This is a genomic window from Streptomyces sp. NPDC005496, from assembly GCF_042872045.1.
Classification (GTDB): Bacteria; Actinomycetota; Actinomycetes; order Streptomycetales; family Streptomycetaceae; genus Streptomyces.
Genome location: NZ_JBIAJQ010000009.1, coordinates 45,437 through 67,975 on the forward strand (window position 1 = coordinate 45,437; position 22,539 = coordinate 67,975).

General features: G+C 73.8%; 24 protein-coding genes. 10 read left to right on the forward strand and 14 right to left on the reverse strand.

Annotated features, from left to right (window positions below):
• Nucleotides 1-15: 15 nt before the first annotated feature.
• Together ACFYQQ_RS26535 and ACFYQQ_RS26540 are read right to left on the reverse strand one after the other, a co-directional pair.
• Nucleotides 16-900: an SDR family NAD(P)-dependent oxidoreductase gene (locus ACFYQQ_RS26535; protein WP_355787832.1), complete on the reverse strand. Its 885-nt coding sequence runs from the start codon at nucleotides 898-900 to the stop codon at nucleotides 16-18.
• Complete coding sequence (locus ACFYQQ_RS26540; protein WP_355787835.1) at nucleotides 900-1,697, reverse strand: acetoacetate decarboxylase family protein; 798 nt, start codon at nucleotides 1,695-1,697, stop codon at nucleotides 900-902. Before ACFYQQ_RS26540 ends, ACFYQQ_RS26535 begins: the two co-directional genes overlap by 1 nt.
• Nucleotides 1,698-1,811: 114 nt before the next feature.
• On the opposite strand from ACFYQQ_RS26540, the gene ACFYQQ_RS26545 reads away from it, so the two are divergent.
• The 6 genes from ACFYQQ_RS26545 to ACFYQQ_RS26570 all read left to right on the forward strand — a co-directional run bounded on the left by ACFYQQ_RS26545 (nucleotide 1,812) and on the right by ACFYQQ_RS26570 (nucleotide 7,549).
• Nucleotides 1,812-2,432, forward strand: a complete 621-nt coding sequence (locus tag ACFYQQ_RS26545) for a TetR family transcriptional regulator (protein ID WP_355787838.1) — start codon at nucleotides 1,812-1,814, stop codon at nucleotides 2,430-2,432.
• A gap of 206 nt (nucleotides 2,433-2,638) precedes the next feature.
• The gene (locus ACFYQQ_RS26550) at nucleotides 2,639-3,631 is read left to right on the forward strand and encodes a DEDDh family exonuclease (protein ID WP_356239200.1); all 993 of its coding nucleotides are present in this window, start codon (nucleotides 2,639-2,641) and stop codon (nucleotides 3,629-3,631) included.
• A gap of 96 nt (nucleotides 3,632-3,727) precedes the next feature.
• Nucleotides 3,728-3,961: a hypothetical protein gene (locus tag ACFYQQ_RS26555; RefSeq protein ID WP_356174100.1), complete on the forward strand. Its 234-nt coding sequence runs from the start codon at nucleotides 3,728-3,730 to the stop codon at nucleotides 3,959-3,961.
• Nucleotides 3,962-4,038: 77 nt separating this feature from the next.
• Complete coding sequence (locus tag ACFYQQ_RS26560; protein ID WP_356174097.1) at nucleotides 4,039-4,830, forward strand: SURF1 family protein; 792 nt, start codon at nucleotides 4,039-4,041, stop codon at nucleotides 4,828-4,830.
• A gap of 170 nt (nucleotides 4,831-5,000) precedes the next feature.
• On the forward strand, nucleotides 5,001-6,788 hold the full coding sequence (locus tag ACFYQQ_RS26565) for a glycoside hydrolase family 15 protein (protein WP_355792480.1): 1,788 nt from the start codon (nucleotides 5,001-5,003) through the stop codon (nucleotides 6,786-6,788).
• Between the two features lie 5 nt (nucleotides 6,789-6,793).
• On the forward strand, nucleotides 6,794-7,549 hold the full coding sequence (locus ACFYQQ_RS26570) for an SDR family oxidoreductase (RefSeq protein ID WP_355792483.1): 756 nt from the start codon (nucleotides 6,794-6,796) through the stop codon (nucleotides 7,547-7,549).
• Between the two features lie 155 nt (nucleotides 7,550-7,704).
• Here the strand turns inward: ACFYQQ_RS26570 and amaP are convergent, their stop codons facing one another.
• Genes amaP through ACFYQQ_RS26595 form a run of 5 tightly spaced genes read right to left on the reverse strand, consistent with a single transcriptional unit; the run spans nucleotide 7,705 to nucleotide 10,091 of the window.
• Nucleotides 7,705-8,283, reverse strand: a complete 579-nt coding sequence (gene amaP / locus ACFYQQ_RS26575) for an alkaline shock response membrane anchor protein AmaP (RefSeq protein ID WP_356174091.1) — start codon at nucleotides 8,281-8,283, stop codon at nucleotides 7,705-7,707.
• Nucleotides 8,284-8,293: 10 nt separating this feature from the next.
• Complete coding sequence (locus ACFYQQ_RS26580) at nucleotides 8,294-8,992, reverse strand: DUF6286 domain-containing protein (RefSeq protein ID WP_355795187.1); 699 nt, start codon at nucleotides 8,990-8,992, stop codon at nucleotides 8,294-8,296.
• Complete coding sequence (locus ACFYQQ_RS26585; protein WP_356239195.1) at nucleotides 8,989-9,372, reverse strand: hypothetical protein; 384 nt, start codon at nucleotides 9,370-9,372, stop codon at nucleotides 8,989-8,991. The genes ACFYQQ_RS26580 and ACFYQQ_RS26585 overlap by 4 nt, the downstream gene beginning before the upstream one ends.
• 3 nt (nucleotides 9,373-9,375) lie before the next feature.
• Nucleotides 9,376-9,561 carry a hypothetical protein gene (locus tag ACFYQQ_RS26590; RefSeq protein WP_355795692.1) on the reverse strand — a complete coding sequence of 62 codons (186 nt, stop codon included), beginning with the start codon at nucleotides 9,559-9,561 and terminating at the stop codon, nucleotides 9,376-9,378.
• 32 nt (nucleotides 9,562-9,593) lie between these two features.
• On the reverse strand, nucleotides 9,594-10,091 hold the full coding sequence (locus ACFYQQ_RS26595; protein WP_355795689.1) for an Asp23/Gls24 family envelope stress response protein: 498 nt from the start codon (nucleotides 10,089-10,091) through the stop codon (nucleotides 9,594-9,596).
• An 87-nt stretch (nucleotides 10,092-10,178) separates the two neighbouring features.
• Between ACFYQQ_RS26595 and ACFYQQ_RS26600 the strand changes: the two genes are divergently transcribed.
• Nucleotides 10,179-10,919: a nucleopolyhedrovirus P10 family protein gene (locus tag ACFYQQ_RS26600; protein ID WP_356239192.1), complete on the forward strand. Its 741-nt coding sequence runs from the start codon at nucleotides 10,179-10,181 to the stop codon at nucleotides 10,917-10,919.
• Between the two features lie 486 nt (nucleotides 10,920-11,405).
• Here ACFYQQ_RS26600 and ACFYQQ_RS26605 read toward each other — a convergent pair whose 3' ends face one another.
• From ACFYQQ_RS26605 to ACFYQQ_RS26620, 4 genes are all read right to left on the reverse strand, one after another.
• A complete protein-coding gene (locus ACFYQQ_RS26605) occupies nucleotides 11,406-12,197 on the reverse strand; it encodes an enoyl-CoA hydratase/isomerase family protein (RefSeq protein ID WP_356174080.1) in 792 nt (263 codons plus the stop codon).
• Nucleotides 12,198-12,329: 132 nt separating this feature from the next.
• Nucleotides 12,330-12,551: a helix-turn-helix domain-containing protein gene (locus tag ACFYQQ_RS26610; protein WP_006123601.1), complete on the reverse strand. Its 222-nt coding sequence runs from the start codon at nucleotides 12,549-12,551 to the stop codon at nucleotides 12,330-12,332.
• A gap of 373 nt (nucleotides 12,552-12,924) precedes the next feature.
• Entirely contained in the window at nucleotides 12,925-14,523 is a 1,599-nt protein-coding gene (locus tag ACFYQQ_RS26615) for an ABC-F family ATP-binding cassette domain-containing protein (RefSeq protein WP_355781407.1), read from the reverse strand.
• A 92-nt stretch (nucleotides 14,524-14,615) separates the two neighbouring features.
• Entirely contained in the window at nucleotides 14,616-15,434 is an 819-nt protein-coding gene (locus ACFYQQ_RS26620) for a hypothetical protein (RefSeq protein ID WP_388905339.1), read from the reverse strand.
• 199 nt (nucleotides 15,435-15,633) lie between these two features.
• Here ACFYQQ_RS26620 and ACFYQQ_RS26625 point away from each other — a divergent pair, with 199 nt between their 5' ends.
• Together ACFYQQ_RS26625 and ACFYQQ_RS26630 are read left to right on the forward strand one after the other, a co-directional pair.
• On the forward strand, nucleotides 15,634-16,524 hold the full coding sequence (locus tag ACFYQQ_RS26625; RefSeq protein ID WP_355781402.1) for a neutral zinc metallopeptidase: 891 nt from the start codon (nucleotides 15,634-15,636) through the stop codon (nucleotides 16,522-16,524).
• Between the two features lie 198 nt (nucleotides 16,525-16,722).
• The gene (locus ACFYQQ_RS26630; protein ID WP_355781399.1) at nucleotides 16,723-17,136 is read left to right on the forward strand and encodes a VOC family protein; all 414 of its coding nucleotides are present in this window, start codon (nucleotides 16,723-16,725) and stop codon (nucleotides 17,134-17,136) included.
• A gap of 7 nt (nucleotides 17,137-17,143) precedes the next feature.
• Here the strand turns inward: ACFYQQ_RS26630 and ACFYQQ_RS26635 are convergent, their stop codons facing one another.
• The 3 genes from ACFYQQ_RS26635 to ACFYQQ_RS26645 form a co-directional block, all read right to left on the reverse strand.
• The gene (locus ACFYQQ_RS26635; protein ID WP_356174071.1) at nucleotides 17,144-18,550 is read right to left on the reverse strand and encodes a hypothetical protein; all 1,407 of its coding nucleotides are present in this window, start codon (nucleotides 18,548-18,550) and stop codon (nucleotides 17,144-17,146) included.
• Between the two features lie 817 nt (nucleotides 18,551-19,367).
• Entirely contained in the window at nucleotides 19,368-20,495 is a 1,128-nt protein-coding gene (locus ACFYQQ_RS26640; RefSeq protein WP_355794084.1) for an alpha/beta fold hydrolase, read from the reverse strand.
• Between the two features lie 185 nt (nucleotides 20,496-20,680).
• Complete coding sequence (locus tag ACFYQQ_RS26645) at nucleotides 20,681-21,514, reverse strand: class II aldolase/adducin family protein (RefSeq protein ID WP_355794083.1); 834 nt, start codon at nucleotides 21,512-21,514, stop codon at nucleotides 20,681-20,683.
• Nucleotides 21,515-21,728: 214 nt separating this feature from the next.
• Between ACFYQQ_RS26645 and ACFYQQ_RS26650 the strand changes: the two genes are divergently transcribed.
• Nucleotides 21,729-22,469, forward strand: a complete 741-nt coding sequence (locus ACFYQQ_RS26650) for a lysozyme (protein WP_356173554.1) — start codon at nucleotides 21,729-21,731, stop codon at nucleotides 22,467-22,469.
• Nucleotides 22,470-22,539: the final 70 nt, after the last annotated feature.

Sequence of the window (22,539 nt, forward strand, 5' to 3'; positions counted from 1 at the left end):
GTCGGGTCGGTCACGTCAGTCGAGGACGAAGTCCTCCAGGTAGGACGGGTTGGTCCGGCCGAGCATCGACCTCGACCTGGCCCGGATCTGCCGGTCGCTGTGCTCGCTCGGCGGCAGCATCCAGAAGCGGTCCGCGCGGATGCCCGAGACGACGAGGCCGGCCACCTCCTCCACGGGCGTGAACCGCACCTCGCGGCCCGCCTCCCTCATCGCGGCCTCCCACTGGCCGAGGCTGCGGTACGGGGTGCGGCGTGGGCGCCGTTTCGCGTACCGGCCGGGGCGGTTGCGGTGCGACTCCCACAGGCCGGTGCGCAGCATGTGGGGTCCCGGGAAGAGCACCGAGGCGCTCACGCGCGCGCGTTCCGCCCTGAGGTGGGCGTACAGGGACTCGGTCATGGTCACGACGGCGGCCTTGGTGACGGCGTACACGGAGGCGGTGGGCAGCGGGGCGATGCCGCCGTCGCCGGACGAGGTGTTGACCACGTGGCCCGGCTCCCCCGCGGCGAGCATCCGCGGCAGGAACGCCTGGACGCCGTGGAAGACCCCCCAGACGTTGACGGCGAAGGCCCATTCCCAGTCGGCGGGGTCGTGCTCCCACATGCGGCCCTCGGCGCCCGAGCCGACGCCCGCGTTGTTGCACAGGACGTGCACCGCGCCGTACCGCTCGTACGCCGCCTCCGCGAGCGCCACGACCTGCCCGCGCTCGGCGACGTCCACCACGCACGCGTGCACGTCGGCCTCCTCGCGCCGCAGCTCCGCGGCCGCCTTCTCCAGGGCGCCCTCCTCGACGTCCGCGAGCACCACCTTCAGGCCCTCGGCCGCGAAACGGCGGGCCATCGCCAGGCCGATCCCGCTCGCCGCGCCCGTGACGACGGCGACCTGTCCCTCGCGCAGGTCCATCAGGCACCTCCGGCGGGCGGGCCGTCCAGGACCTGCTGCGGATCGTCGTACCGCTGGTGGATGAAGGGCAGCAGGGCCCCGGCGCTCACGCGTTCCACGGCCCGGCCCCGCTGGGCGGTGGTCCGCTCGCCGAGCGTGATCTCCAGCAGCTCGCGCACGGGCAGGTCGGCGACCGGGTCGTACATCGACTCCCGCAGGACGACGTCCCCGGTGACGCGCCGCAGCCTGCGCACCTTCTCCTCGCGCAGGCAGTGCACCAGGACGGGGTCGTCCTCGAACCCCGAACCGTCCACGGCGGGAAGGAACTTGAAGTAGAAGTCGGTCCTCCGTGCCGGGGCGGGCAGCGGGAGGTCGCCGCTGACCGCGCCACGTACCTCGACGAACGCGATGCCGTGCCGGGCCAGGGCGGCGCGGACCACGAGGCCCTCGCGTTCGACGGTCACCTCGCCGAGCTTCTTGGGTTCACCGAAGACCTCGCGGCCTCCGGTCAGGGCCCGCTCCTGGGTCATCGGCATGACGAGCGGATACCAGCCCTCGACGTCGTCGTGCCGGGCGGCGACGGCGAACGAGCCCGCGCCCAGCGGATGTCCGGCCAGGTCGACCCGGCTGATGTTCACCCGGACTAGTGGCCGTCCGGTGGGTTTCAGCGGGGGCGGCAGCACCGCCGCGACCGCGTCCGGATCGCTCTCCCAGACGGCCACCACTCCGGTGGACCAGATGTCGGGAAGCGCGGACCTCGCGGTGCGCGCGGACGCGATCTCCGCCTCGGTCCGCGCCCCGTACCGCACTCGTGCCATGTCGTACCGCCCTTCGCCGAAGGTTGGTGATGGTCCGTCAGTGGGTCTGTAACACAGTTACAGCAGTCCTCGCGAAGGGTAAACACACGTGCACGACACGCACTTGGGAGCGGCATGGGAAGACCGGCACTCACCCGCGACGCGGTCCTGGACACCGCCGCCGGACTCGTGAAGGAGCATGGTCCGGCGGCGCTCACGATGCGGGGGCTCGCCGCCGAGCTCGGGACGGCCGTCACCTCGATCTACTGGCACGTCGGCAACCGCGAGTCGCTGCTCGACGCGCTCGCCGAGCGGACCGCCGCCGGCCTCGGCGAGATCCGGGCGGCCGGCCGGACCCCCGCCCGGCGCGTCGCGTCCGTGGCGCTCGCCTTGAGGCGGCACCTGCTCGACCATCCGCACCTGGTGGCGATGGTGCACGAACGCGGCCTGACGGAGCGGATGTTCCTCCCCGCCCAGCAGGCGCTCGTGCACGAGGTGCACGCGGCGGGGCTGCGCGGGGCGCGGGCCGCGTCGGTGGTCCACGCCGTCACCTTCCACGTCGTGGGGCACGTCCTGGTGGAGCGCGCCCGTGAACGCGCGCCCCTGCAACACCCCGGTGAGCCGGACCTGTGGGACACCGGCGCTGCCGGGGGCGATCCGGCGCTGGCCCGGGCCCTGGCGCACCCGGCGGACCCCGAACGGCTCTTCGACCTCTCCGTACGCGCCCTGGTCGACGGCCTCCTGACGAGGGGCTGACCGAGGCGGGCCCCGGCGACGAGCGGAGACGCGAGAAATCCGACTCGCCCGTTTTCATGGTAAATGCCCTGATAGTTCGTCAGAAGCCCGTGCCCGCACGGCATCGAGGGAGGCCGCCGTCGGCGTCCTTTGCAGCGCACCCGGCGACCGGGCGGACGGCGAACCCGGACCGTCACTGTCGGCGCCGCCCCGTATCCTCGTGAACCATGCTCGAAGACCTCGCGACCGCAGCGTCCCCCGCCGCCTGGCCGGCCGCGTATCCGAAGGGATACGCGGTCGTTGACGTGGAGACCACCGGCTTGGCCCGGGACGACCGGATCATCTCGGCCGCCGTCTACCGGCTGGACGCGCGCGGCGAGGTCGAGGACCACTGGTACACGACGGTCAACCCCGAGCGCGATCCGGGCCCGGTCTGGATCCACGGACTGACGAGCGAGATGCTGGAAGGGGCGCCCCTCTTCCCCGACATCGCCGAGGAGTTCGCGTCCCGTCTCGCGGACCGCGTGCTCGTCGCGCACAACGCCGTCTTCGACTGGTCGATGATCGCCCGGGAGTACGCGCGCGCCGAGCGCGAGGCTCCGGTGCGTCAGCGGCTGTGCACCATCGCCCTCTCCAAGGAGCTGGGGCTGCCGCTGCCCAACCACAAGCTGGAGTCGCTGGCCGCGCACTTCGGCGTCGTCCAGCAGCGCGCGCACCACGCGCTGGACGACGCGCGCGTACTGGCCGAGGCGTTCCGGCCGAGCCTGCGGGCGGCGGCGCGGGGCGGTATCAGGCTGCCCCTGCTCGAATGCCGGCCGCTCACCGAGTGGTCGGCCGCGCCGCGGATCGGCCGGCAGCCCTCCGGCGGGTACTCCTCCGGGGGATACGGGGCGGGCAGCTGGCGTCCGTCCCGCAAGCGCCCCGCGTGCCCGTACCCCAACCCGGGTCGGTACGAAGCGGGCAAACCACTCAAGCAGGGCATGCGGATCGCCTTCTCCGGGGACACCTCGACCGACCGCGAGCTGCTGGAGGACCGCGCCGTCGAGGCCGGGCTGCACATCGCGACGAGCCTGTCCCGGCTCACCAGCCTGCTCGTCACGAACGACCCGGACTCGGGTACGTCGAAGGTCGTCAAGGCACGGCAGTACGGGACGCCGGTGGTCGACGAGGCCGCGTTCGGACAGCTGCTGCGGGACGTGGAGCCGGCCTCCGGGGCCTGAGGGCGCACCCGCGGCCGGACGTCAGACGGGTGATTGCCGGGCGACTCGCCCGCCACCCGCTCGCCCGCGCCGCGTCGGCGCTCCACCCTGTGGCGCATGGCGAGATGTGAAGTCTGTGGCAACGACTACGGCATGACGTTCGAGGTGCACGCGCAGGGCGCGGTGCACGTCTTCGACTGCTTCTCCTGCGCGATCCACCGGATGGCCCCCATCTGCGAGCACTGTCGCGTCCAGATCATCGGCCAGGGCGTCGAGGTCGAGGGGCAGTGGTACTGCGGCGCCCACTGCGCCCGCGCGGAGGGGAGGTCGGGGATCATCGACAAGGTCTGAGCCCGGCCGAACCCGGCTGTCGGCCCCCGCCGGGACCCTCCCGGCGGGGGCCGACACGTGCGGGGTACCGTCGTGGGGTGTACCGCTTCCTGTTGTCCCGGCAGTGGGTGATCCTCACCCTCCTGACGCTCGCGCTCATCCCGACCATGATCGAGCTGGGCTTCTGGCAGCTGCACCGCCACGAGCACAAGGTGGCGCTGAACTCGGTGATCGCCGCGTCGCTGGAGGCGAAGCCGGTGCCCGCCGAGTCGCTCACCGCTCCCGGCCGGACCGTGGCACACGACGACCTGTACCGCCGGGTCACCGCGAAGGGCACCTTCGACACCGCGCACGAGGTCGTGGTCCGCCGCCGCACCAACGCCGACGGCGAGGTCGGCTTCCACGTGCTGACGCCGTTCGTCCTGGACGACGGGCGGGTCCTGCTGGTGAACCGGGGCTGGATCCCCGCGAACGGCGTGCAGACCGCGTTCCCGAAGGTCCCCGCGCCCGCGAAGGGCGAGATCACCGTCACCGGCCGGCTGATGGCCGACCAGACGACGGCCGGCAGCGGCATCAAGAACGTACAGGGCCTGCCGGACCGCCAGATCATGCTGATCAGCAGTGCGCAGCAGGCCGAGCGGCTCGGCAGGCAGGTCCTCGGCGGCTACGTCGAGCAGACCTCGCCCGCCCCCCGGGGCGGCTCCCCCGAGCTGATCCCGGACCCCGAGCACGGTGACATCGGTCCGCACATGGCGTACGCCGTCCAGTGGTGGCTGTTCTCCGCGGGCGTCCCCGTGGGCTGGGTCGTCCTGGTCCGCCGCGAGCGCCGGGACCGGGCGGAGGCCGCCGCGAAGGAGTCCGCGCCGGAGGCCGAACCGGCGGCCGTCTGAGGCCGCTGGTCGGGTGCGGGCCCGCCTGATCCCGACGGCGGTCCCCGGCCGCGGACGGCGACCCGGCGGGCCTTCCGCCGCTCCGTCCTGCGGTTCCCGGCCGGCTCCCGGACCCGGGTGCCACTCCTGCGGCCCGATTGGCGGCCGTCGCGCTCGGGAACCCGTCCTGCGTGCAACGACGCATCGAGGACTACGCGCTCATCGGGGACGAACAGACGGCGGCTCTGGTGGGGCGTGACGGTTCCATCGACTGGCTCTGCCTTCCCCGGTTCGACTCACCTGCGTGCTTCGCGGCACTGCTGGGCGACGAGAACCACGGCCACTGGCGCATGGCCCCCAAAGGTGCGGCGGGCCCCTGCACCCGGCGCGCCTACCGGCCCGACTCGCTCGTGCTCGACACCGAGTGGGAGACGGCGGAGGGCGCGGTCCGCGTCACCGACCTGATGCCGCAGCGCGAACGCGCCCCCGACGTCGTACGCGTCATCGAGGGGCTCAGCGGGCGGGTGACCATGCGCAGCTCCCTCATGCTGCGCTTCGACTACGGGGCGGTCGTGCCCTGGATGCGCCGGGAGGACGGCCACCGGGTGGCCGTCGCGGGTCCGGACGCCGTGTGGCTGCGCAGCGATCCGCCCGTGCGCACCTGGGGCAAGGACTTCCGCACGCACTCGGAGTTCACCGTCGCCGCGGGCGAGAAGGTCGCCTTCGTGCTGACCTGGCACCCCTCGCACCAGCAGCGCCCGCCGCTCGTGGACCCCTACGAGGCGCTGCGCTGCAGCCTGGACGACTGGCAGCAGTGGGCGAAACGCTGCCGCTACCGGGGCCCGCACCGGGACATGGTCGTGCGCTCCCTGATCACCCTGAAGGCGCTCACCTACGCGCCGACGGGCGGCATCGTGGCCGCCCCCACCACCTCGCTGCCCGAGGAACTGGGCGGCGTCCGCAACTGGGACTACCGCTACTGCTGGCTGCGCGACTCCACCCTCACCCTCGGCGCGCTGCTGTCCGCCGGCTACCTGGACGAGGCCAAGGCATGGCGTGACTGGCTGCTGCGGGCGGTCGCGGGCGACCCGGCGGACCTGCAGATCATGTACGGCCTCTCCGGTGAGCGCCGGCTGACCGAGTACGAGGTGCCGTGGCTGCCCGGCTTCGCGAACTCCTCGCCGGTGCGGGTCGGCAACGACGCCGTGCGCCAGCTCCAGCTGGACGTGTACGGCGAGGTCATCGACTCGCTCTACGTCTCCCGGCACGCGGGCCTGCCCATGAAACCGCACATGTGGCGGGTGCAGGTCGCGCTGATGGACTTTTTGCGCACGGCATGGCGGCAGCCGGACGAGGGGCTCTGGGAGGTGCGCGGACCGCGCCGGCACTTCGTGCACTCCAAGGTGATGGCGTGGGTGGCGGCCGACCGGGCGGTCCGCGCCCTGGAGGAGGACCCGAAGCTCAGCGGCGACCTGGCGGGCTGGCGCGCGATGCGCGACGAGGTGCACCGCGAGGTCTGCGAGCGGGGCTACGACCCCGTGCGGAACACCTTCACGCAGTCCTACGGTTCACGGGAGCTGGACGCCTCGACGCTGCTCATCCCCCGGTTCGGGTTCCTGCCGCCGGACGATCCCCGGGTGATCGGAACCATCGAGGCGGTCGCCGGGGAGCTCGGCCACAGCGGTCTGGTGCGCCGCTACACCACCGACGAGACACTCATCGACGGACTGCCCGGCGACGAGGGCACGTTCCTCGTCTGCTCCTTCTGGCTCGCGGACGCCCTCCACCTGATCGGCCGCGGGGACGAGGCACGGCGGATGTTCGAACGGCTGGTGGGACTGGCCAACGACGTCGGCCTGCTCTCCGAGGAGTACGACCCCGTCGCGGGCCGCCAGCTGGGCAACTTCCCCCAGGCGTTCAGCCACATCGGCCTGGTGAACACCGCCCTCGCCCTGTACGCGGACGAGAGGGCAGGATAGGAGCCATGGATCTTGGACTGAAGGACCGTGTGTACGTCGTCACGGGAGCCACCCGTGGCCTGGGCGCCGCGGCCGCGCGTGAGCTGGTCGCCGACGGCGCGAAGGTGGTCGTCACGGGGCGCGAGGAGAAGAAGACCGCCGAGGCCGCCGCGGCGCTCGGCCCGAACGCCGTCGGGGTGGCCGCCGACAACGCCGACCCGGGGTCCCCGGCGAGGCTGATCGAGGCGGCCCGCGCCCACTTCGGCGGCTTCGACGGCGTGCTCGTCAGCGTCGGCGGCCCGGCCCCCGGCTTCGTCGCCGACAACACCGACGAGCAGTGGACGGCGGCGTTCGAGTCCGTCTTCCTGGGCGCCGTACGGCTGGCCCGCGCCGCCGCCGCGGAACTCGGCGAGGGCGGCGTCATCGGGTTCGTGCTGTCCGGCTCCGTGCACGAGCCGATCCCGGGGCTGACCATCTCCAACGGTCTGCGGCCCGGCCTCGCGGGCTTCGCCAAGTCGCTCTCGGACGAGCTGGGTCCGCGCGGCATCCGCGTCGTCGGCCTGCTGCCGGCCCGCATCGACACGGACCGCGTCCGCGAGCTGGACGCCCTGTCCGCCGACCCCGAGGCCACCCGCGCCGCCAACGAGTCCCGTATCCCGCTGCGCCGCTACGGCAGGCCGGAGGAGTTCGGCCGCGCGGCGGCCTTCCTGCTCTCCCCCGCGGCGTCCTACCTGACGGGCATCATGCTCCCGGTCGACGGCGGCATGCGGCACGGGTTCTAGGCCGCGCGCGTCCCGTCGGCACGGGTTTCAGCCGCGCGCTTCCCGTAGGTGGGGCGGCCGGTGACGGTGCTCGGGCCGGCCCTCGACCGTGGGATCGCCGCCCGGGTACCGGAGCCGGTTCCCGGGCGGATGCCGGTGCGCCACCGGCCGCGCGGTCAATTGACGCGTTCGGCCCGGTGCTTGGCCGCGCGAAGCCGTACCTCCGAGGGCAGCGCGGCCAGGCCCGCCGAGTCACGGGCGTGCGCGAGCGCCCGCGTGGTCAGCAAGTGCAGCGTGTCCCCGGGGTCCGCGTGCGGTTCCAGCACGAGCCGCATCCGCGTCCGGGGCCCGGTGCGGCGCCCGGTCAGCCGTACCTGGGCCCGCTCGACGCCGTCCAGGTCCCCCGCCTCACCGGCCAGGACGCCCTCCATGGCGCGTCCGCGCAGCAGCGCGCCCTCGCCGTCGCCGGTGTCGACGAGCACCTCGGCGAGCCTGCGCCGCCGCAGCACCGCCGCGAGCCACCACAGGGCCAGCAGCAGGATGACGGCGAGGGCGGCGATGACGGCCGGCCACCACCAGCCCTCGTCCCGCCACCGGGTCCGGTCGGCGTCGCTGAGCAGCACGTCGTGCCGCCCGTCGTAGATCCACCAGGAGGGCGGGTCGAGTCCCAGCCCGACGGCGAGCACGGAGCCCCCGAGGACGACGAGCACCAGCCCGGCGATCCCCAGCAGCACACGGTTGACGGCCCTGAGCACCGGACCTCACCTATCCCTTCCGGCCGGGACGCCCGACGCGCACCGACAGTCCGGGCTGCCGGGCGAGCCCGAGCCCCCGGATGCCGTCGGTCAGCGTGGCGTCCAAGTCGGCGCGTACGTCGTCGAGTTCACGGAAGTGGGAGACCGCGCGGACGTCGACCTTGCGGCGCTTGACCCGCACCTTGGCCGAGCGCACCCCGGAGACGTCCATGGCCCGGTCCCGCAGCACCATGGCGGCCGCGTCCCGGTGCAGCCCGGCACGGACGTCGGTGTGGGCGCGCCGCATCGGCAGCACGCGGCGCAGACCCGGGGTCAGGGCGAGGACGAGCAGCCACAGGCCGAGGGCCGCGGCGACCCCGGCGGCCACCAGCACCCAGGTGTCGTCCAGCGGGCGTTCGTCGAGCTGACGGGCCAGCCACCGGCGCCACTGCATGGCGGGGCGGTCGGCGCGTACGGCCACGATGTCGTAGAGGAGCAGGCCGGTGCCCGCGAGGACGAGCAGCGCCAGGATCCCGGCAGGCACCCGGCGCGCGGACCAGAAGCGGCCGGCGCGGCCGCCCTCGCCGTCGAGGGTGGGCTGGGGCTCGTGGTCGGCCGCGGAGGCGGACCGGCCCGGTCCGCCGTCCGTCCCCTCCTCGGTGTCCTTCTCCAGGACGGGCAGCCGTCGGGTGCTTCCCGACGGGTCGTCGTGGTCCCGGGGCTCGCTCACTGCGTCCTCCCCTGTGCCGCTCCGTACGCCTGTGCCGGATGCAGCCGCTCCACGTGGACGGCGACCTCCGGCACCTCGAATCCCGCCAGTGCGTGTACCCGCTGGGCGACGTGACGACGCACCGCCCGGCACTGGCCGCCGATGTCGGAGGGGTAGTGGAGTTCGAGGCTGATCCTTACGCGGGCGATCTCGTGGTGCAGGGCCACCGAGGCGTGCGGGCGCCCGGCGTCGGCGGGCGGCGCGTCCAGCGCCTCCCGGGCCGCCTGCGAGGCGATCTTCGCCACGACCCGGTCGGCGATTTTCGTAGCACCCCGCTCGGCCGCCGCGACGGCCTGCACGGGCTTTCGGGTCTCACCGAGCCGGCTGGACTGGGACGGCACGCGTCACCGCCGCCGGTCGTCGCGGCTGCGGATGAAATCGTTCAGGTCCAGGTCGCCCTCCAGAAATTTCCCGACCACGAAGCCGACGGCCCCGAGAGCCGCTACCAGCAGGAAGGCCCCGAAACCGCCGAAATACCCGGCGAAGGCCAGCGCCATACCGGCGATCATGCCGATCACGGCCACACTCATGTGCGCTCCTCAACAGTCCGGGTATCCGGCATTCACTGCAGCCGGGACTCCGGCTCCTCGTCCTCCTCGTCCGGCAGCTTCACGTCGCTGACGGCGATGTTGACCTCGACGACCTCGAGCCCGGTCATGCGCTCGACGGCCGCGACCACGTTCTCCCTCACGTCACGGGCCACGTCCGCGATCGACACGCCGTACTCGACGACGATCTCCAGGTCGAGCGCGGTCTGCACCTCGCCGACCTCGGCCTTGACCCCACGGGTGACGGACTTGCCGCTGCCGCCGCCGGGCACCCGGTCGCGCATGGCCCCGAAGGTCCTGCTCATGCCGCTGCCCATGGCGTGCACGCCGAGTACGTCGCGGGCCGCGAGGCCGGCGATCTTCTCCACCACTCCGTCGGCGATGGTCGTACGGCCCCGGGCACCCGGGTCCCCGCCACCACGCCTGGTCACGTTCTCCTTGCGCGTCTGCGTGCTTCCGACGGACTCGCCCTGGGGGTTGTCCGGCCTGTTCCGCTCCGTCATGTCGGTCATCGCCGTATGTCCCTTTCGTTCGTCCTTCTTCACCCACAGTAAGCGGGGTTGCGTGGTCTCGCGCCGGGGATGCGGCAGTCTGGAGGAATGACGGCGGACCGATGGACGCAGGCGGTACGGAATCAGCTGGGGCTCGGCAGGCTGCTGCCGCTGGGCAGCGCGCGCGACGGGGCGTGGATCACGGAGGCCGCGGCCGACACGGTGCTGCGGCGGGCGGCGGCCCCCGTGGGCGGTGTCCGGCTCGGCAAGCTCAGGCTCGCGCTCGCCGACCCCGACCAGGTGTACGACGCCGCGGTGCCGGCGCCGCCCAGTGCCCTGCCGCCGGGTCCCCTGCGCGTGGACGCGGAGTTCCTGGCCTGGGCGGACCCGACGGCACCGGGGGCGGAGCCCCTGCCGACGACGGCGGCCCGGCTGCGGTCGGCGCTGCTCGCGGCGGCGACGGAGAGGCTCGGGCTGCGGGTCGCCGAGGTGGACCTGCGGGTGACGGGGCTCCTGGAGGACGGGGAGGCGCCCGCGGCGGCCGAGGCCGAGCGGCGGCCCGCGGCCGTGCCGGCGGACGGCGAGGAGTCCGTCGCGGGCGCTGCCGCACTGGCCGTTCCGGGCGTCGCCCGTCTGACGGACGTACTGGGCCGTCCGGTGCACATCGAGGACCGGACGGGTGACACGGCGGACGGCGGCGCCGCGCTGCCGCGCCGCCACGTCCGCGTCGAGATCGCGGTCACGGCGGACGCGCGCGCGCTCGACACCGCCCGCGGCGTCCGCGCCGCGGTGACGGACGCCCTGCCGGACCACCCGTCGGTGGCGGTCCTGGTCACAGCGACGGACTGAGCCCGACACCGACGGTGCCCTCGGCCGGTCCACCCGTTCCGAGCACGGGAGGAACGAACAGCAGCGAGCCGCCGGCCCGTCCCCGGCACAGGCCGGGGCGGACAGCTCGCACAGCGCCCCACCGCCCAGTCACGGGCGTAGGGCAGCGCCGCCGTCCGCCCCCCGGCACGGAACCGGGCGGACAACTCGTGCAGCCCCGCCCAGACCCGCGCGGGAGACGCGGACAACCCCGAGGCACCGCCGATCCGCCCCCGGCACGCAACGGGCGGACAGCTCAGGCGCCCGCCACCCAGACCCTGGCAGGAGACGGGGACAAGCCGAGGCACCGCCCGCCCCGGCTCGGGGCGCGCCTACAGCTCGCGAGATGGCTCGCCCAGGCGGGCGTGGCCGGCGTGGACAGGCCCTCGACCCGACGCACGGACGCGCGCTCGGCAGGAGGAGCCCCGTAGGCCAGGCGAGTGGACGGGCCGCGGTTGCTCGGGCGGGTCAGTCGCCGGTGCCGGCCAGGTCGCGGAGGCGGCGGGCCTGGGCGGCGCGCTCGGCCGTGCGCTGGTCCTCGTAGGACCGTCCCTGCGCCCCCCGCAGCAACGCCTTCGTCTCGATGACGGCGTCACGCGGCGCCGCCAGCAGCGCGGCGGTCAGGTCCCGGACGGCAGCGTCGAGCTGCTCGGCCGGCACGCGGAGGTTGGCGAGGCCCGTGCGCTCGGCCTCCTCGGCGGAGACGGAGCGTCCCGTCGCACAGATCTCCAGTGCGCGGGCGTACCCCACGAGGTGCACCAGCGGGTGCGTACCGGTGAGGTCGGGCACGAGGCCGAGGCTGGTCTCGCGCATGGCGAACTCCGCGTCGTCGGCGACGACGCGCAGGTCGCAGGCGAGCGCGAGCTGGAAACCCGCCCCGATGGCGTGCCCCTGGACGGCGGCGACGGAGACGATGTCGCTGCGCCGCCACCAGGTGAACGCCTCCTGGTACTCGGCGATGGTCGCGTCGAGATCGGCGTCGGAGCCACGCGCGAGGTCGATGAACGACGGCTCGCCGTCGAAGCCCTCGGGCGTGAACGCCTGCCGGTCCAGCCCCGCGGAGAAGGACTTGCCCTCGGCGCGGAGCACGACGACCCGGACGGTGCCCGGCAGTGACCGCCCGGCTTGCGTCAACGCCCGCCACAGAGCAGGACTCTGGGCGTTGCGCTTGGCCGGATTGGTCAGCGTCACCGTGGCGACTGCCTCGTCGACGGTGAGCCGTACGCCGTCCTTGTCGAGTACCGGGTCGAGCGAAGCCATGGGAAGCCTCCGATGAGTGCGGTCACAGAGGATGCCGTACGACGGCACCCTTAAGTGACTGCACAGTAACCACCCGGTCGATCGGCTGACCGACCGGGTGGCCACCACCGAAGCCGATGGGGACGCCCGGCCTCAGGCCGAAGCGGCCTTCTTGCCCCGCGTCGCACCGCCACGTCCACGGAGCGTGACGCCCGACTCACTGAGCATCCGGTGCACGAAGCCATACGAGCGACCGGTTTCTTCGGCCAGCGCCCGGATGCTCGCACCGGAGTCGTACTTCTTCTTCAGGTCTGCCGCGAGCTTGTCGCGCGCGGCGCCGGTAACCCGGCTGCCCTTCTTCAGAGTCTCGGCCACCCGTGCCTCCTCATGGGAAGTGCGCTCTGGACTTCTCATGATCACCCCTTCCGCGCTTCATGGCCACCCATTCGGCAAGGTCCGTAAGACAAGGTTTTGACGACAGGAGCCCGTCCCCACGAGCGGAACGCCGGCTTCCGCACACTCGTCCGCAAGGGGTCGAACGGGTTCGTCCACGAAGCAGCAGGTCAGCGACGCGAGACGGCCGAGCCCCCGGGAACCGGGGACTCGGCCGTGAAATCGATGTAGGACACACCTCGGTATGAGGAGATCTCACACAGATGATGGATCACGGATCGGCCGAATGATCCATACGCAGTGGATCAGTCATTCGATCAACGCGGGCTGACGCGGGCGGCGTCCCCGCCGGGGGTCACGCCAGGGCGACCAGGTCCGCGTAGTCGGAGCCCCACAGGTCCTCGACGCCGTCGGGCAGCAGGATGATCCGCTCCGGCTGGAGGGCCTCCACCGCGCCCTCGTCGTGGGTGACGAGGACGACCGCGCCCTTGTAGGTGCGCAGCGCGCCGAGGATCTCCTCGCGGCTGGCGGGGTCGAGGTTGTTCGTCGGCTCGTCGAGCAGCAGGACGTTCGCGGAGGAGACCACGAGGGTGGCGAGCGCCAGCCGGGTCTTCTCGCCGCCGGACAGCACCCCGGCCGGCTTGTCGACGTCGTCGCCGGAGAACAGGAACGAGCCGAGCGTCTTGCGGACCTCGACCAGGTCCAGGTCGGGGGCGGCGGAGCGCATGTTCTCCAGGACCGTGCGCTCCGGGTCGAGGGTCTCGTGCTCCTGCGCGTAGTAGCCGAGCTTGAGGCCGTGCCCCTCGATGACCTGGCCGGTGTCGGGCTTCTCGGCGCCGCCGAGCAGCCGCAGGAGGGTCGTCTTGCCGGCGCCGTTCAGCCCGAGGATCACGACGCGGGAGCCCTTGTCGATGGCGAGGTCGACATCGGTGAAGATCTCCAGCGAGCCGTACGACTTCGACAGGCCTTCGGCCATCAGCGGGGTCTTGCCGCAGGGCGCGGGCTCCGGGAAGCGCAGCTTGGCGACCTTGTCGGACTTCCGCTCGGCCTCCAGGCCCGCGAGCAGCTTGTCGGCGCGGCGGGCCATGTTCTGCGCGGCGACGGTCTTGGTGGCCTTGGCGCGCATCTTGTCGGCCTGCGAGTGCAGCGCGGACGCCTTCTTCTCGGCGTTCTGCCGCTCGCGCTTGCGGCGCTTCTCGTCGGCCTCGCGCTGCTGCTGGTAGAGCTTCCAGCCCATGTTGTAGACGTCGATCTGGGCGCGGTTGGCGTCGAGGTAGAAGACCTTGTTCACGACCGTCTCGACCAGGTCGACGTCGTGGGAGATGACGATGAAGCCGCCGCGGTAGGTCTTCAGGTAGTCACGCAGCCAGACGATGGAGTCGGCGTCGAGGTGGTTCGTCGGCTCGTCGAGGAGCAGCGTGTCCGCGTCCGAGAACAGGATGCGGGCCAGCTCGATACGGCGGCGCTGACCTCCGGAGAGCGTGTGCAGGGGCTGGGCGAGCACGCGGTCGGGCAGGTTGAGCGCGGCGGCGATGGTGGCGGCCTCGGCCTCGGCGGAGTACCCGCCCTTGGTGAGGAATTCCGTCTCCTGGCGCTCGTACTGCCGCAGGGCCTTCTCGCGGGTGGCGCCGGCGCCGTTCGCGATGCGCTGCTCGTTCTCCCGCATCTTGCGGATCAGGGTGTCCAGGCCGCGGGCGGAGAGGATGCGGTCGCGGGCGAGCACGTCGAGGTCGCCGGTGCGCGGGTCCTGCGGGAGGTAGCCGACCTCGCCCGAGCGGGTGACGGCGCCCGCGGCGGGGATGCCCTGACCTGCGAGGACCTTGGTGAGCGTGGTCTTGCCCGCGCCATTGCGGCCGACCAGGCCGATGCGGTCGCCCTTGGCGATGCGGAAGGTGGCGGACTCGATGAGGACACGGGCGCCGGCGCGCAGCTCGATACCGGAGGCGGAGATCACGGACAGACTCCTGGGCAGGGTCGTTGGCGGACTGGACGGCTGATGACGAATCCCGCCGTCTAATGCGCGAGGAGAATGGCCATGGGCCAAGTCTAACGGGACCGTGCAACCACTTTTCCGGTGTACGGGTGTTCGGCGCCCTGCCTGCCGTTGCCCAGCGGCGTCCGGCCGGGGGTGATCCGGCCGAGGTCGTCGACGGCGACGATCTGCTCGGTCCAGGGGGCGTCGGCGGCGCAGGGCTGCGCGACCAGCAGCGTTCCTCGGCTGTGCGCGGCCCGTCCGGGGGTGAAGGCGCAGCCGGCCGGGGCCGGCAGGGTCCAGCGCAGGTCGCCGTCGGCGGTGCGGTAGGCGGCGATGCGCTCCGGGGTGAGGACGGCCAGCATGCGGGCCCCGGGGTCGAGGGTCCGCAGGACGCCCCGTCCCCCGTGGGCGGCGAGCCAGCCGGCGGCCCCGGGGAGGGCGCGGTGCCAGCGGACCGCGCGGCCGTCGGACCGGGTGTCGGTGACCAGTCCGTCGTCCCAGAGCGCGATCGCGTGCACGCGCGCGTGGAGGACGGCGAGGGGGCGGCGCCCGTCGCGGGTGTGGGTCCAGCGCGCGCGGCCCGTCTCCGCGTCGCGGGCCTGCACGGCGGCCCGGCCGGTCCGCAGCCGGATCTGCGTCGCGTGCTCCACGCGCGCGTGGACGGTGAGGCGGTCCCCGTAGGGGGCCGGCCGGGCCCGGTGGGCCGCCGCCAGCAGCAGGACCGCCGCGAGGACGGCGACGGCGGGGGGCAGGAGACGGCGGGAGATTCGCCGATCGGTTCGGGGGTACCGGGGATGCGCCGTGGCGGTCGCCCGGCTGGACACGGTGAGCGGTCCTCCGTAGGGGGTGGCCTGGTCCGGCTCTGTCGCCTTGATCGGCGGTACGACCACCCTTGCCCCCTGCGGTTGCCCCGGCCCACGGATCAGGCGCAGAGCGTAGGCGGGAGCGGGTGCGGGGGCGCCGGGACACGACGTGCGGGCGGGGCGTGTCGCCCGTTCGGACGTCCGCCCGACGCCGCGGTCAGCGGTGCCGCTAAAGAATGCGGCCACGGAACGACGTACACAGACGTACACAAAGGGTGGTGCGCGCATGCAGTTCGACGACGACGCCGGCCTGGACACCTCCGAGGTGCAGGACGTGCGCGGCAGCCGGATCCCCGGCGGCGGAGCGACCATCGGGGGTGGCGTCGTCGGCGTGATCGCGCTGCTGCTCGGCCTGTTCTTCGGGGTGGGTCCGGACCAGCTGGGCCTCTCGTCGGACGGCGACGAGCCCTCGGCGACCGCCTCGTCCCTCGACGAGGTAAGCCAGGACTGCCACACGGGGCGGGACGCGAACACCAAGGACGACTGCCGGGTCGTCGCGGTGGTCAACAGCGTGCAGGACTACTGGGCGCAGGAGTTCGAGCGCCGCGGCGAGACGTACACGTCGTCGCGGACGGTGCTGTTCAGCCGGCGGGTCGGTACCGCGTGCGGGAACGCGACCTCGGCCGTCGGGCCCTTCTACTGCCCGGGCGACCGCAAGGTGTTCCTGGACCTGGACTTCTTCGGGGAGCTGCGGACGCGGTTCGGCGCGAGCGGCGGGCCGTTCGCGCAGGCGTACGTGATCGCCCACGAGTACGGACACCATGTGCAGGACCTGACGGGGACGCTGGACAAGTCGCAGGACGGGCGTACCGGCGCGAACAGCAACTCGGTGCGGGTGGAGCTCCAGGCCGACTGCTATGCCGGCGTGTGGGCGCACCACGCGACCACCGCGAAGGACGAGTCGACCGGCAGGCCGCTGATCACCAGCCTGACCGACGCCGACATCACCGACGGCCTGGACGCGGCGGCGGCCGTCGGTGACGACCGGATCCAGGAGAAGTTCCAGGGCCGGGTGTCCCCGGAGTCGTGGACGCACGGCTCGTCCGAGCAGCGGCAGCAGTGGTTCCGGCAGGGCTACCGCACCGGCGACATGGCCCGGTGCGACACCTTCCGCTGACTGCTTCTCCCACGGCGGGCGCCTTCCGCTGACCCCTTCCGCGGCGGGCGCTGTCCTTCGACGACCTCTCCCGCAGCGCCCCCGCCGGCCCATGAGGCGGGGGCGCGGTCCTGTGCGCTCGGCGGGGCGTTGTCAGTGGTCGGTGCGAGACTGTGGAGCAGGTCACATTCGGCGCCGAGACGAGAGGGCGTGGTCGGCATGGCAGGCACGGACGGCGGCCGCCCGAGCATCTACCCGACACTGCTGTACGCGGACGCGAAGAAGGCCATCAGACAGCTCACGGACGCCTTCGGCTTCACGGAACTGTCGGTGTACGAGGGCGAGGACGGCACGGTGCTGCACGCCGAGCTGGCGCAGGGCAACGGCGCGGTGATGCTGGGCTCCAAGGGCCGCGGCGGCGTCTTCGACGCGGCCATGAAGGACGCCGGGCCCGCGGGGGTGTACGTCGTGGTGGACGACGTGGACGCGCACCACCAGCAGGCCGTGGACCACGGCGCGGAGATACTGATGCCCCCGACGGACCAGGACTACGGCTCCCGGGACTACATGGCCCGGGACCTCGAGGGCAACATATGGAGCTTCGGGACGTACACCCCCGAGACCGGGGCCTGAGCCCGAGTCAGCTTCCCCCGGTGTGCACCTGGAAGGCGGCCCGGCGCACGGCCTTGGCGAGCGCCGGGTCCGGGTGGGCCGCGGCGAGCGCGACCAGGACCTGCACGGTGCGGGGGTGCCCGACCGCGCGGACCTCGTCGAGCAGCGCCGGGACGGTGGGCTGCACCGCGGACTCCAAGTGCCGTACCAGCAGCGGGGCTTCACCGTGGTCGGCGACGGCCGCCGCCGTGTCCACCCACAGCCAGGTGGCCTCCTCGCGGGTCAGCACCTCGTGCGCGTCCTCGGGGTCGTGGCCCTCGTGCTCGGCGAGCCACAGCAGCGCGTAGGGGCGCAGCGGGGTCTCGTCGGCGACGGTGCGCACGTCCGGTTCGGCGGGGGCGCCGACCACGCGCAGGGCCTCGAAGGCGAGGCCGCGCAGGAGGGCGTCCTCCCCGCGGGCCGCGTCGAGGAGTTCGGTGACGGCGCTGCCGACGGGGCGGGCGGCGAGCCAGGCCCGGTACTCGGCGCGGGCCGCGTTGGGCCGCAGTCGGGCGCAGCCGCGCAGCATGTCCTCGGCCGACTGCTCGATGTTCCCCGCGGGGCTCTGCGCGGCGACGCAGATCTGCTCCAGCTTGACCCAGACCGCCCAGCTGCCGAGCGGGGTGAGCGTGGCCTGTCCGTCGGCGCAGGTGAGCGCTCCCACGGAGGCGAGGGCGTGCAGGGCCCAGTCGAGGAGCGGGGCGAGCGGGGTGTCCGGGACCTCGGTTTCGGCCACCGGTCCGGGGCCGGGGCCGGGGCCGTACGGGATCTCGCAGCGCTCGGTGCGCAGTTCGGTGACGCGCTGTTCGAGCAGGTCCAGCAGTTGCGCCACGTCGACGGGGCCCGCGGACAGCTGGAGGAAGGAGAGCACCTGGGGCATCGCGGAGACGACCTCGGCGACGGCGGCGGGCTCGCGGTCCGTCGGCTCGGGATACGCGAGCGACCAGGCGTCGAAGAGGGCGACCCAGCCGCGCAGTACGGCGCTGTCGTCGCGGTTCCAGGCGCGCAGGCGCCAGCCGGGCCGTGCGCTGTTGCCGTGCACCTCGACGAGGCCCGCCAGGCGTGCGGTGTCCCAGTCGGCGCGGACCTGAGCGGGGGTCAGTCCCAGTTCGGCCGCGGCCCGTTCGGCGGTGGCCTCGGAGAGGGTGCCCTTGCCGTCGGGGGTCGCGCCGTCGCCTCCCGGGTGCAGCGCGGTGTCGGCCCAGCGGGCGACGCGGGCGGCGCCGGCCAGGCCGGCGCGCGCCATACGGGCCAGTTCCGCGGGCGCCGGCGTGCCCTCGGGCGGTCGGGGTGCGGGGCGGCGGGAGCGGCTCTGGGCCACCGCTCGGGGGGCGGCGGCCAGGGGCCGCGGGCGGACGAGTCGGAGCCTGGAGTCGCGCGGGTTACGGGACGTCACAGGTGCAGTCTTCCGGTTGACAGTCCGAAAACCCAAACGGAATGCCCTGAGGGCCGTTCGGGGAGGTCGCCGGGCGGGGTCCCCCGGGGGTGCGCGAGGGGTCCGGACGGGCCCTCACCCGGCATGCAAACGGAAGGGGACGGCACCCCGACGCAACGAGATGGCCGAAACCCGCCGGTCGGTCCGGGGCGCCCGACGGACGAGAGCGGGGCCGCCTGACCGGCGGGGCCGGGGCGCCTGCGGGACGCGTGCCGAGGGCAGCCTCCGGCGGTGGGCGAGTGCCCGGGGCCCGCGCGCCGGTCCGGGGCGTCCGGCCGAGGGCCCGGGGGCGCCTGCCGACGAATGCCGACGGCCCCCTCATGCGGGGGGGGCCGGGCCGCCGGCGGCCGACATCGGGACACCCTGTCGGCAGGTGCTGGGGCGCTTGGCGGACGAGCGCGGGGCCCCCTCAAGCGGGGGCCGGATGTCCGGCGGACGAGAGCTGAGCGGCCCTCAAGCGGGGGCCGGGCGTTCGGCTGGCGAGTGCCGAGGGCCCCTCAGGCGGCAGCCGGGTGCCCGGCGGGCGCGTGTCGAAGGGCCCGGCCGTCGGTCCGAAGCCCGGCCTACGAGTGCGGGGGCGCTCGGCCGATGGGTGCCGTGGCGCCTGCCGGAGGCGTGCCGAGGGCAGCCTCAGGCGGGGGCTGGGGGGCCGGCGGGCGATACGCGGGGCACCCCAGCCCCCGTCAGTGGACCCCAGGGCGCCCCGCGCGTGAGTGCCGAGGCTCGTCAGGGGTGGCCGGGGTGACCCGGTGGGCGTGGGGCGGCCCGGCTTCGGGGGTCACATCAGGGGGGTGAGGAAGCGGCGGAGGGTCTCCTCGTAGTGGGCCGGGTCGGCGTTCCACATGGCGCCGTGCGGTGCGTGCCGGACGGTGTGCAGGGTGACGAGGTCGGGGCGCAGCGCCGCGAGCCGGCGCGAGGGACCCCAGGGGGCGATCACGTCGTCGGGGCCGTGCACCAGCAGGGTCGGGATGGTGAGCCGCGCCGGGTCCACGACCTCCCGGACGCGGTCGCCGTGCGGGCTGGTGCGCCCCTGGGCGGCGCGCACCGCGAGGGGCAGCAGCGCGGCGGGCGTGCGGCGGGCCGAGGCCAGCGCGCGCAGCGTCGTCTCCCAGCTGAGCACCGGCGAGTCCAGGACGAGTCCGGAGATGCGGTCGCGGAGCGCGGAGTACGCGGCGGCGTGCAGGGCCATGGTGGCGCCGGTGGACCAGCCGTGGAGGACGACCTTCTCGGCGCCGTAGCGCACCGCGTAGCGGATGGCCGCGTCCAGGTCGCGCCACTCGGTCTCGCCGAGGTGGTTCAGCCCGTCCTGCGAGCGGGGTGCGCCGAGGTCGCCCCGGTAGGCGAGGTCGAGCACCGGCAGATGCTGGCGCTGGAGGAACGGCATGACGTTCATCGGGTGTTCGCGGGTGGTGCCGAGGCCGTGCACGGTGATCACCCAGGTGTCGCGCGCGCCGGGCACGAACCACGCGGGCAGGGCGCCGAGCTCGCCGGGCACGTCCACGTCGGCGTGCTCCAGGCCGAGGGCGCCGGCCGGGTCGCCCACGTACACGTTCGGGGTCAGCCAGACCTTGTCGCCGGGTTCCAGGGTGCCGTGCGTGACGCGTTCCAGGCGGCGTACGACCGTGTCCGCGGGGTGCGGGGCACCGTCCAGGACCGGGCCGACGACCGCGTGGGAGCCGTCGCCGCCGAGTCCGTACGTACCGGGGCGCAGTGAGGCCAGGGCGCGGGTGAGGGCGATCTGGCCCGCGGCCGTGGAGTGCACGGTGAGGCGGGGTTCGGTGGGCAGGGGGCGGCCCGGTGGCGCCTTCAGCGCGGCATCGCTGGCGTACCGGCCGGCGGCTACGGAGGCCGCGCCTGCGGCGAGGGCAACGGTGACGGCGGCGGCCGTCGCTTTGACAGTGCGCACCGCTCCAGTCTCCCGGGGGAGCCCGCTGTCGGCCAGCGGGCGGGTCCTCGGCGTTTTCGTCGGCCGGGGCCGCCGGCCGGATCTCGCGGGTGATCGCCCCGGGGTGCGGGCGCCCGCTCCGGGACCCCCCGTGAGGCCGCGGTGAGGTGGCCTCGGGGGAACTCTCGGTGCCGTCGGGAGGGACGTCAGCCCTGCCGCGGGTCCCGGTCCTCCTCGCGCGGCCGGCCGTAGTCGGCCAGCCGCCGGGTCGCCTCGGCCAGCTGGGCGGGGGTCAGGAGGGACGGGGCGAGGCCGGGGACGGAGGACGCGGTGAGCCAGACACGGCACATCCACTCCAGCTGGGCCGTGCGGTCGTAGGCCTGGTCGAGGGTGGCGCCGTGGGCAACGGTGCCGTGGTTGCGCAGGAGGCAGGCCGAGCGGCCGGCGAGGGCCCGGAGCATGTTCTCGGCCAGTTCCTCGGTGCCGTACGTCGCGTACGGGGCGACGCGGACCGGGCCGCCGAGGGCGCCGGACATGTAGTGGATCAGCGGTAGCTCGTGCACGAGCGTCGAGACGGCCGTGGCGTGGACGGCGTGGGTGTGCACGACGGCGCGCGCGTCGGTGGTGCGGTAGACGGCGAGATGCATCGGCAGTTCGCTCGTCGGCGGGAGCGCGCCGCGCACCCGGCGGCCGTCGAGGGCGACGGCGACGAGGTCCGCGGGTGTCAGCCGGTCGTACGGCACGCCCGAGGGGGTGACCAGGACGGTGTCCCCCACGCGCACCGAGACGTTGCCCGACGTGCCGACGACCAGCCCGTCGGCCACGGTGCGGCGGGCCGTCGCCACGAGCTCGTCCCAGGCCGCCGCGAGCCGCTCCCCCGCGTCCTCGGCGTGCCGCACCCCAAGGTCCCCCGCGACCGGGTCCGTCGCGTGCACCCCGGTGGGGCCTCCCGGGGTCGGCGCCGTCCGGTCTCCCCCGTCGCCCCGGGTCCCGTCCCGCCCCGACCGGTCGTCCCGTGGGTCCCGCCGCTGTTCGACCATGCCGCGATCCTGCCAGGACGGGCGCCCACCCGCGGCTGCCGACGGCACGGGTGTCCGCGCCGAACCCGCGCGGCCCGACGAGCAGTTGACCAACCACATCACCCACTGTCACCCCACGGACACGGATGGTCAAAGTGCCGCCGGTTTTCCAGTAGCCTCTGGGGGATTTGTCGTGGCGTGTCGTCATTCCGTCGCCATTTCCATGGGGGAGAGCATGGCCCGTGAGCACCACCCGTCCCGCCGCCGGGTCCGCGCGATCGCGGTCGCCGTGGCGGCGCTCGTGGCAGGCGGGGCCGCACTGGCCGGGGCGCCGGTGTCGGCGGCGGGCAAGCCGCGGGGACACGACGTCTCCTCGCACCAGAAGAACGTCGACTGGCCGGCCGCGAAGGCCGAGGGGGCCCGGTTCGTCTACGTGAAGGCGACCGAGTCGACCGGCTACCGGAACCCGTATTTCGGCCGCCAGTACGACGGCTCGCGCGCCGCGGGCCTCCTGCGCGGCGCGTACCACTTCGCCCTGCCGGACCGGTCGTCGGGTGGCGCGCAGGCGGCGTTCTTCGTACGCAACGGAGGCGCCTGGCGTCCGGACGGCTGGACGCTGCCGCCCGCGCTCGACATCGAGTACAACCCGTACGGGAGGAAGTGCTACGGCCTGGGCAGGGCCGCGATGGTGAGGTGGATCCGGGCGTTCAGCGACGGCGTCGAGCGGGCTACGGGCCGCCGGCCGGTGATCTACACGACGACGCACTGGTGGAACGACTGCACCGGCGCCAGCTCCGCCTTCGCCGCGGACCACGCGCTGTGGATCGCGCGTTACGACTCGGCGGACGCGGGGCCGCTGCCCGCGGGGTGGACGTACTGGACGTTCTGGCAGTACGACAACGGCGGCCGGCTGCCGGGTGACCAGAATCTCTTCAACGGGTCCCTGCGCGGACTGCGGACCTTCGCGAGGGGCTAGCGGAGCCCCATATTCCGCCTCTCTGCGGCCCTCGCACGCGCCAGTCGCACACAAGCGGAAGGGCGGCACG

What these genes read in the sequence shown, in the direction of transcription:
- ACFYQQ_RS26535 (WP_355787832.1), bottom strand. Translation starts at nt 900, where the DNA reads ATGGACCTGCGCGAGGGACAGGTCGCCGTCGTCACGGGCGCGGCGAGC.
- ACFYQQ_RS26540 (WP_355787835.1), bottom strand. Translation starts at nt 1,697, where the DNA reads ATGGCACGAGTGCGGTACGGGGCGCGGACCGAGGCGGAGATCGCGTCC.
- ACFYQQ_RS26545 (WP_355787838.1), top strand. Translation starts at nt 1,812, where the DNA reads ATGGGAAGACCGGCACTCACCCGCGACGCGGTCCTGGACACCGCCGCC.
- ACFYQQ_RS26550 (WP_356239200.1), top strand. Translation starts at nt 2,639, where the DNA reads ATGCTCGAAGACCTCGCGACCGCAGCGTCCCCCGCCGCCTGGCCGGCC.
- ACFYQQ_RS26555 (WP_356174100.1), top strand. Translation starts at nt 3,728, where the DNA reads ATGGCGAGATGTGAAGTCTGTGGCAACGACTACGGCATGACGTTCGAG.
- ACFYQQ_RS26570 (WP_355792483.1), top strand. Translation starts at nt 6,794, where the DNA reads ATGGATCTTGGACTGAAGGACCGTGTGTACGTCGTCACGGGAGCCACC.
- ACFYQQ_RS26590 (WP_355795692.1), bottom strand. Translation starts at nt 9,561, where the DNA reads ATGAGTGTGGCCGTGATCGGCATGATCGCCGGTATGGCGCTGGCCTTC.
- ACFYQQ_RS26595 (WP_355795689.1), bottom strand. Translation starts at nt 10,091, where the DNA reads ATGACCGACATGACGGAGCGGAACAGGCCGGACAACCCCCAGGGCGAG.
- ACFYQQ_RS26600 (WP_356239192.1), top strand. Translation starts at nt 10,179, where the DNA reads ATGACGGCGGACCGATGGACGCAGGCGGTACGGAATCAGCTGGGGCTC.
- ACFYQQ_RS26605 (WP_356174080.1), bottom strand. Translation starts at nt 12,197, where the DNA reads ATGGCTTCGCTCGACCCGGTACTCGACAAGGACGGCGTACGGCTCACC.
- ACFYQQ_RS26625 (WP_355781402.1), top strand. Translation starts at nt 15,634, where the DNA reads ATGCAGTTCGACGACGACGCCGGCCTGGACACCTCCGAGGTGCAGGAC.
- ACFYQQ_RS26630 (WP_355781399.1), top strand. Translation starts at nt 16,723, where the DNA reads ATGGCAGGCACGGACGGCGGCCGCCCGAGCATCTACCCGACACTGCTG.
- ACFYQQ_RS26645 (WP_355794083.1), bottom strand. Translation starts at nt 21,514, where the DNA reads ATGGTCGAACAGCGGCGGGACCCACGGGACGACCGGTCGGGGCGGGAC.
- ACFYQQ_RS26650 (WP_356173554.1), top strand. Translation starts at nt 21,729, where the DNA reads ATGGCCCGTGAGCACCACCCGTCCCGCCGCCGGGTCCGCGCGATCGCG.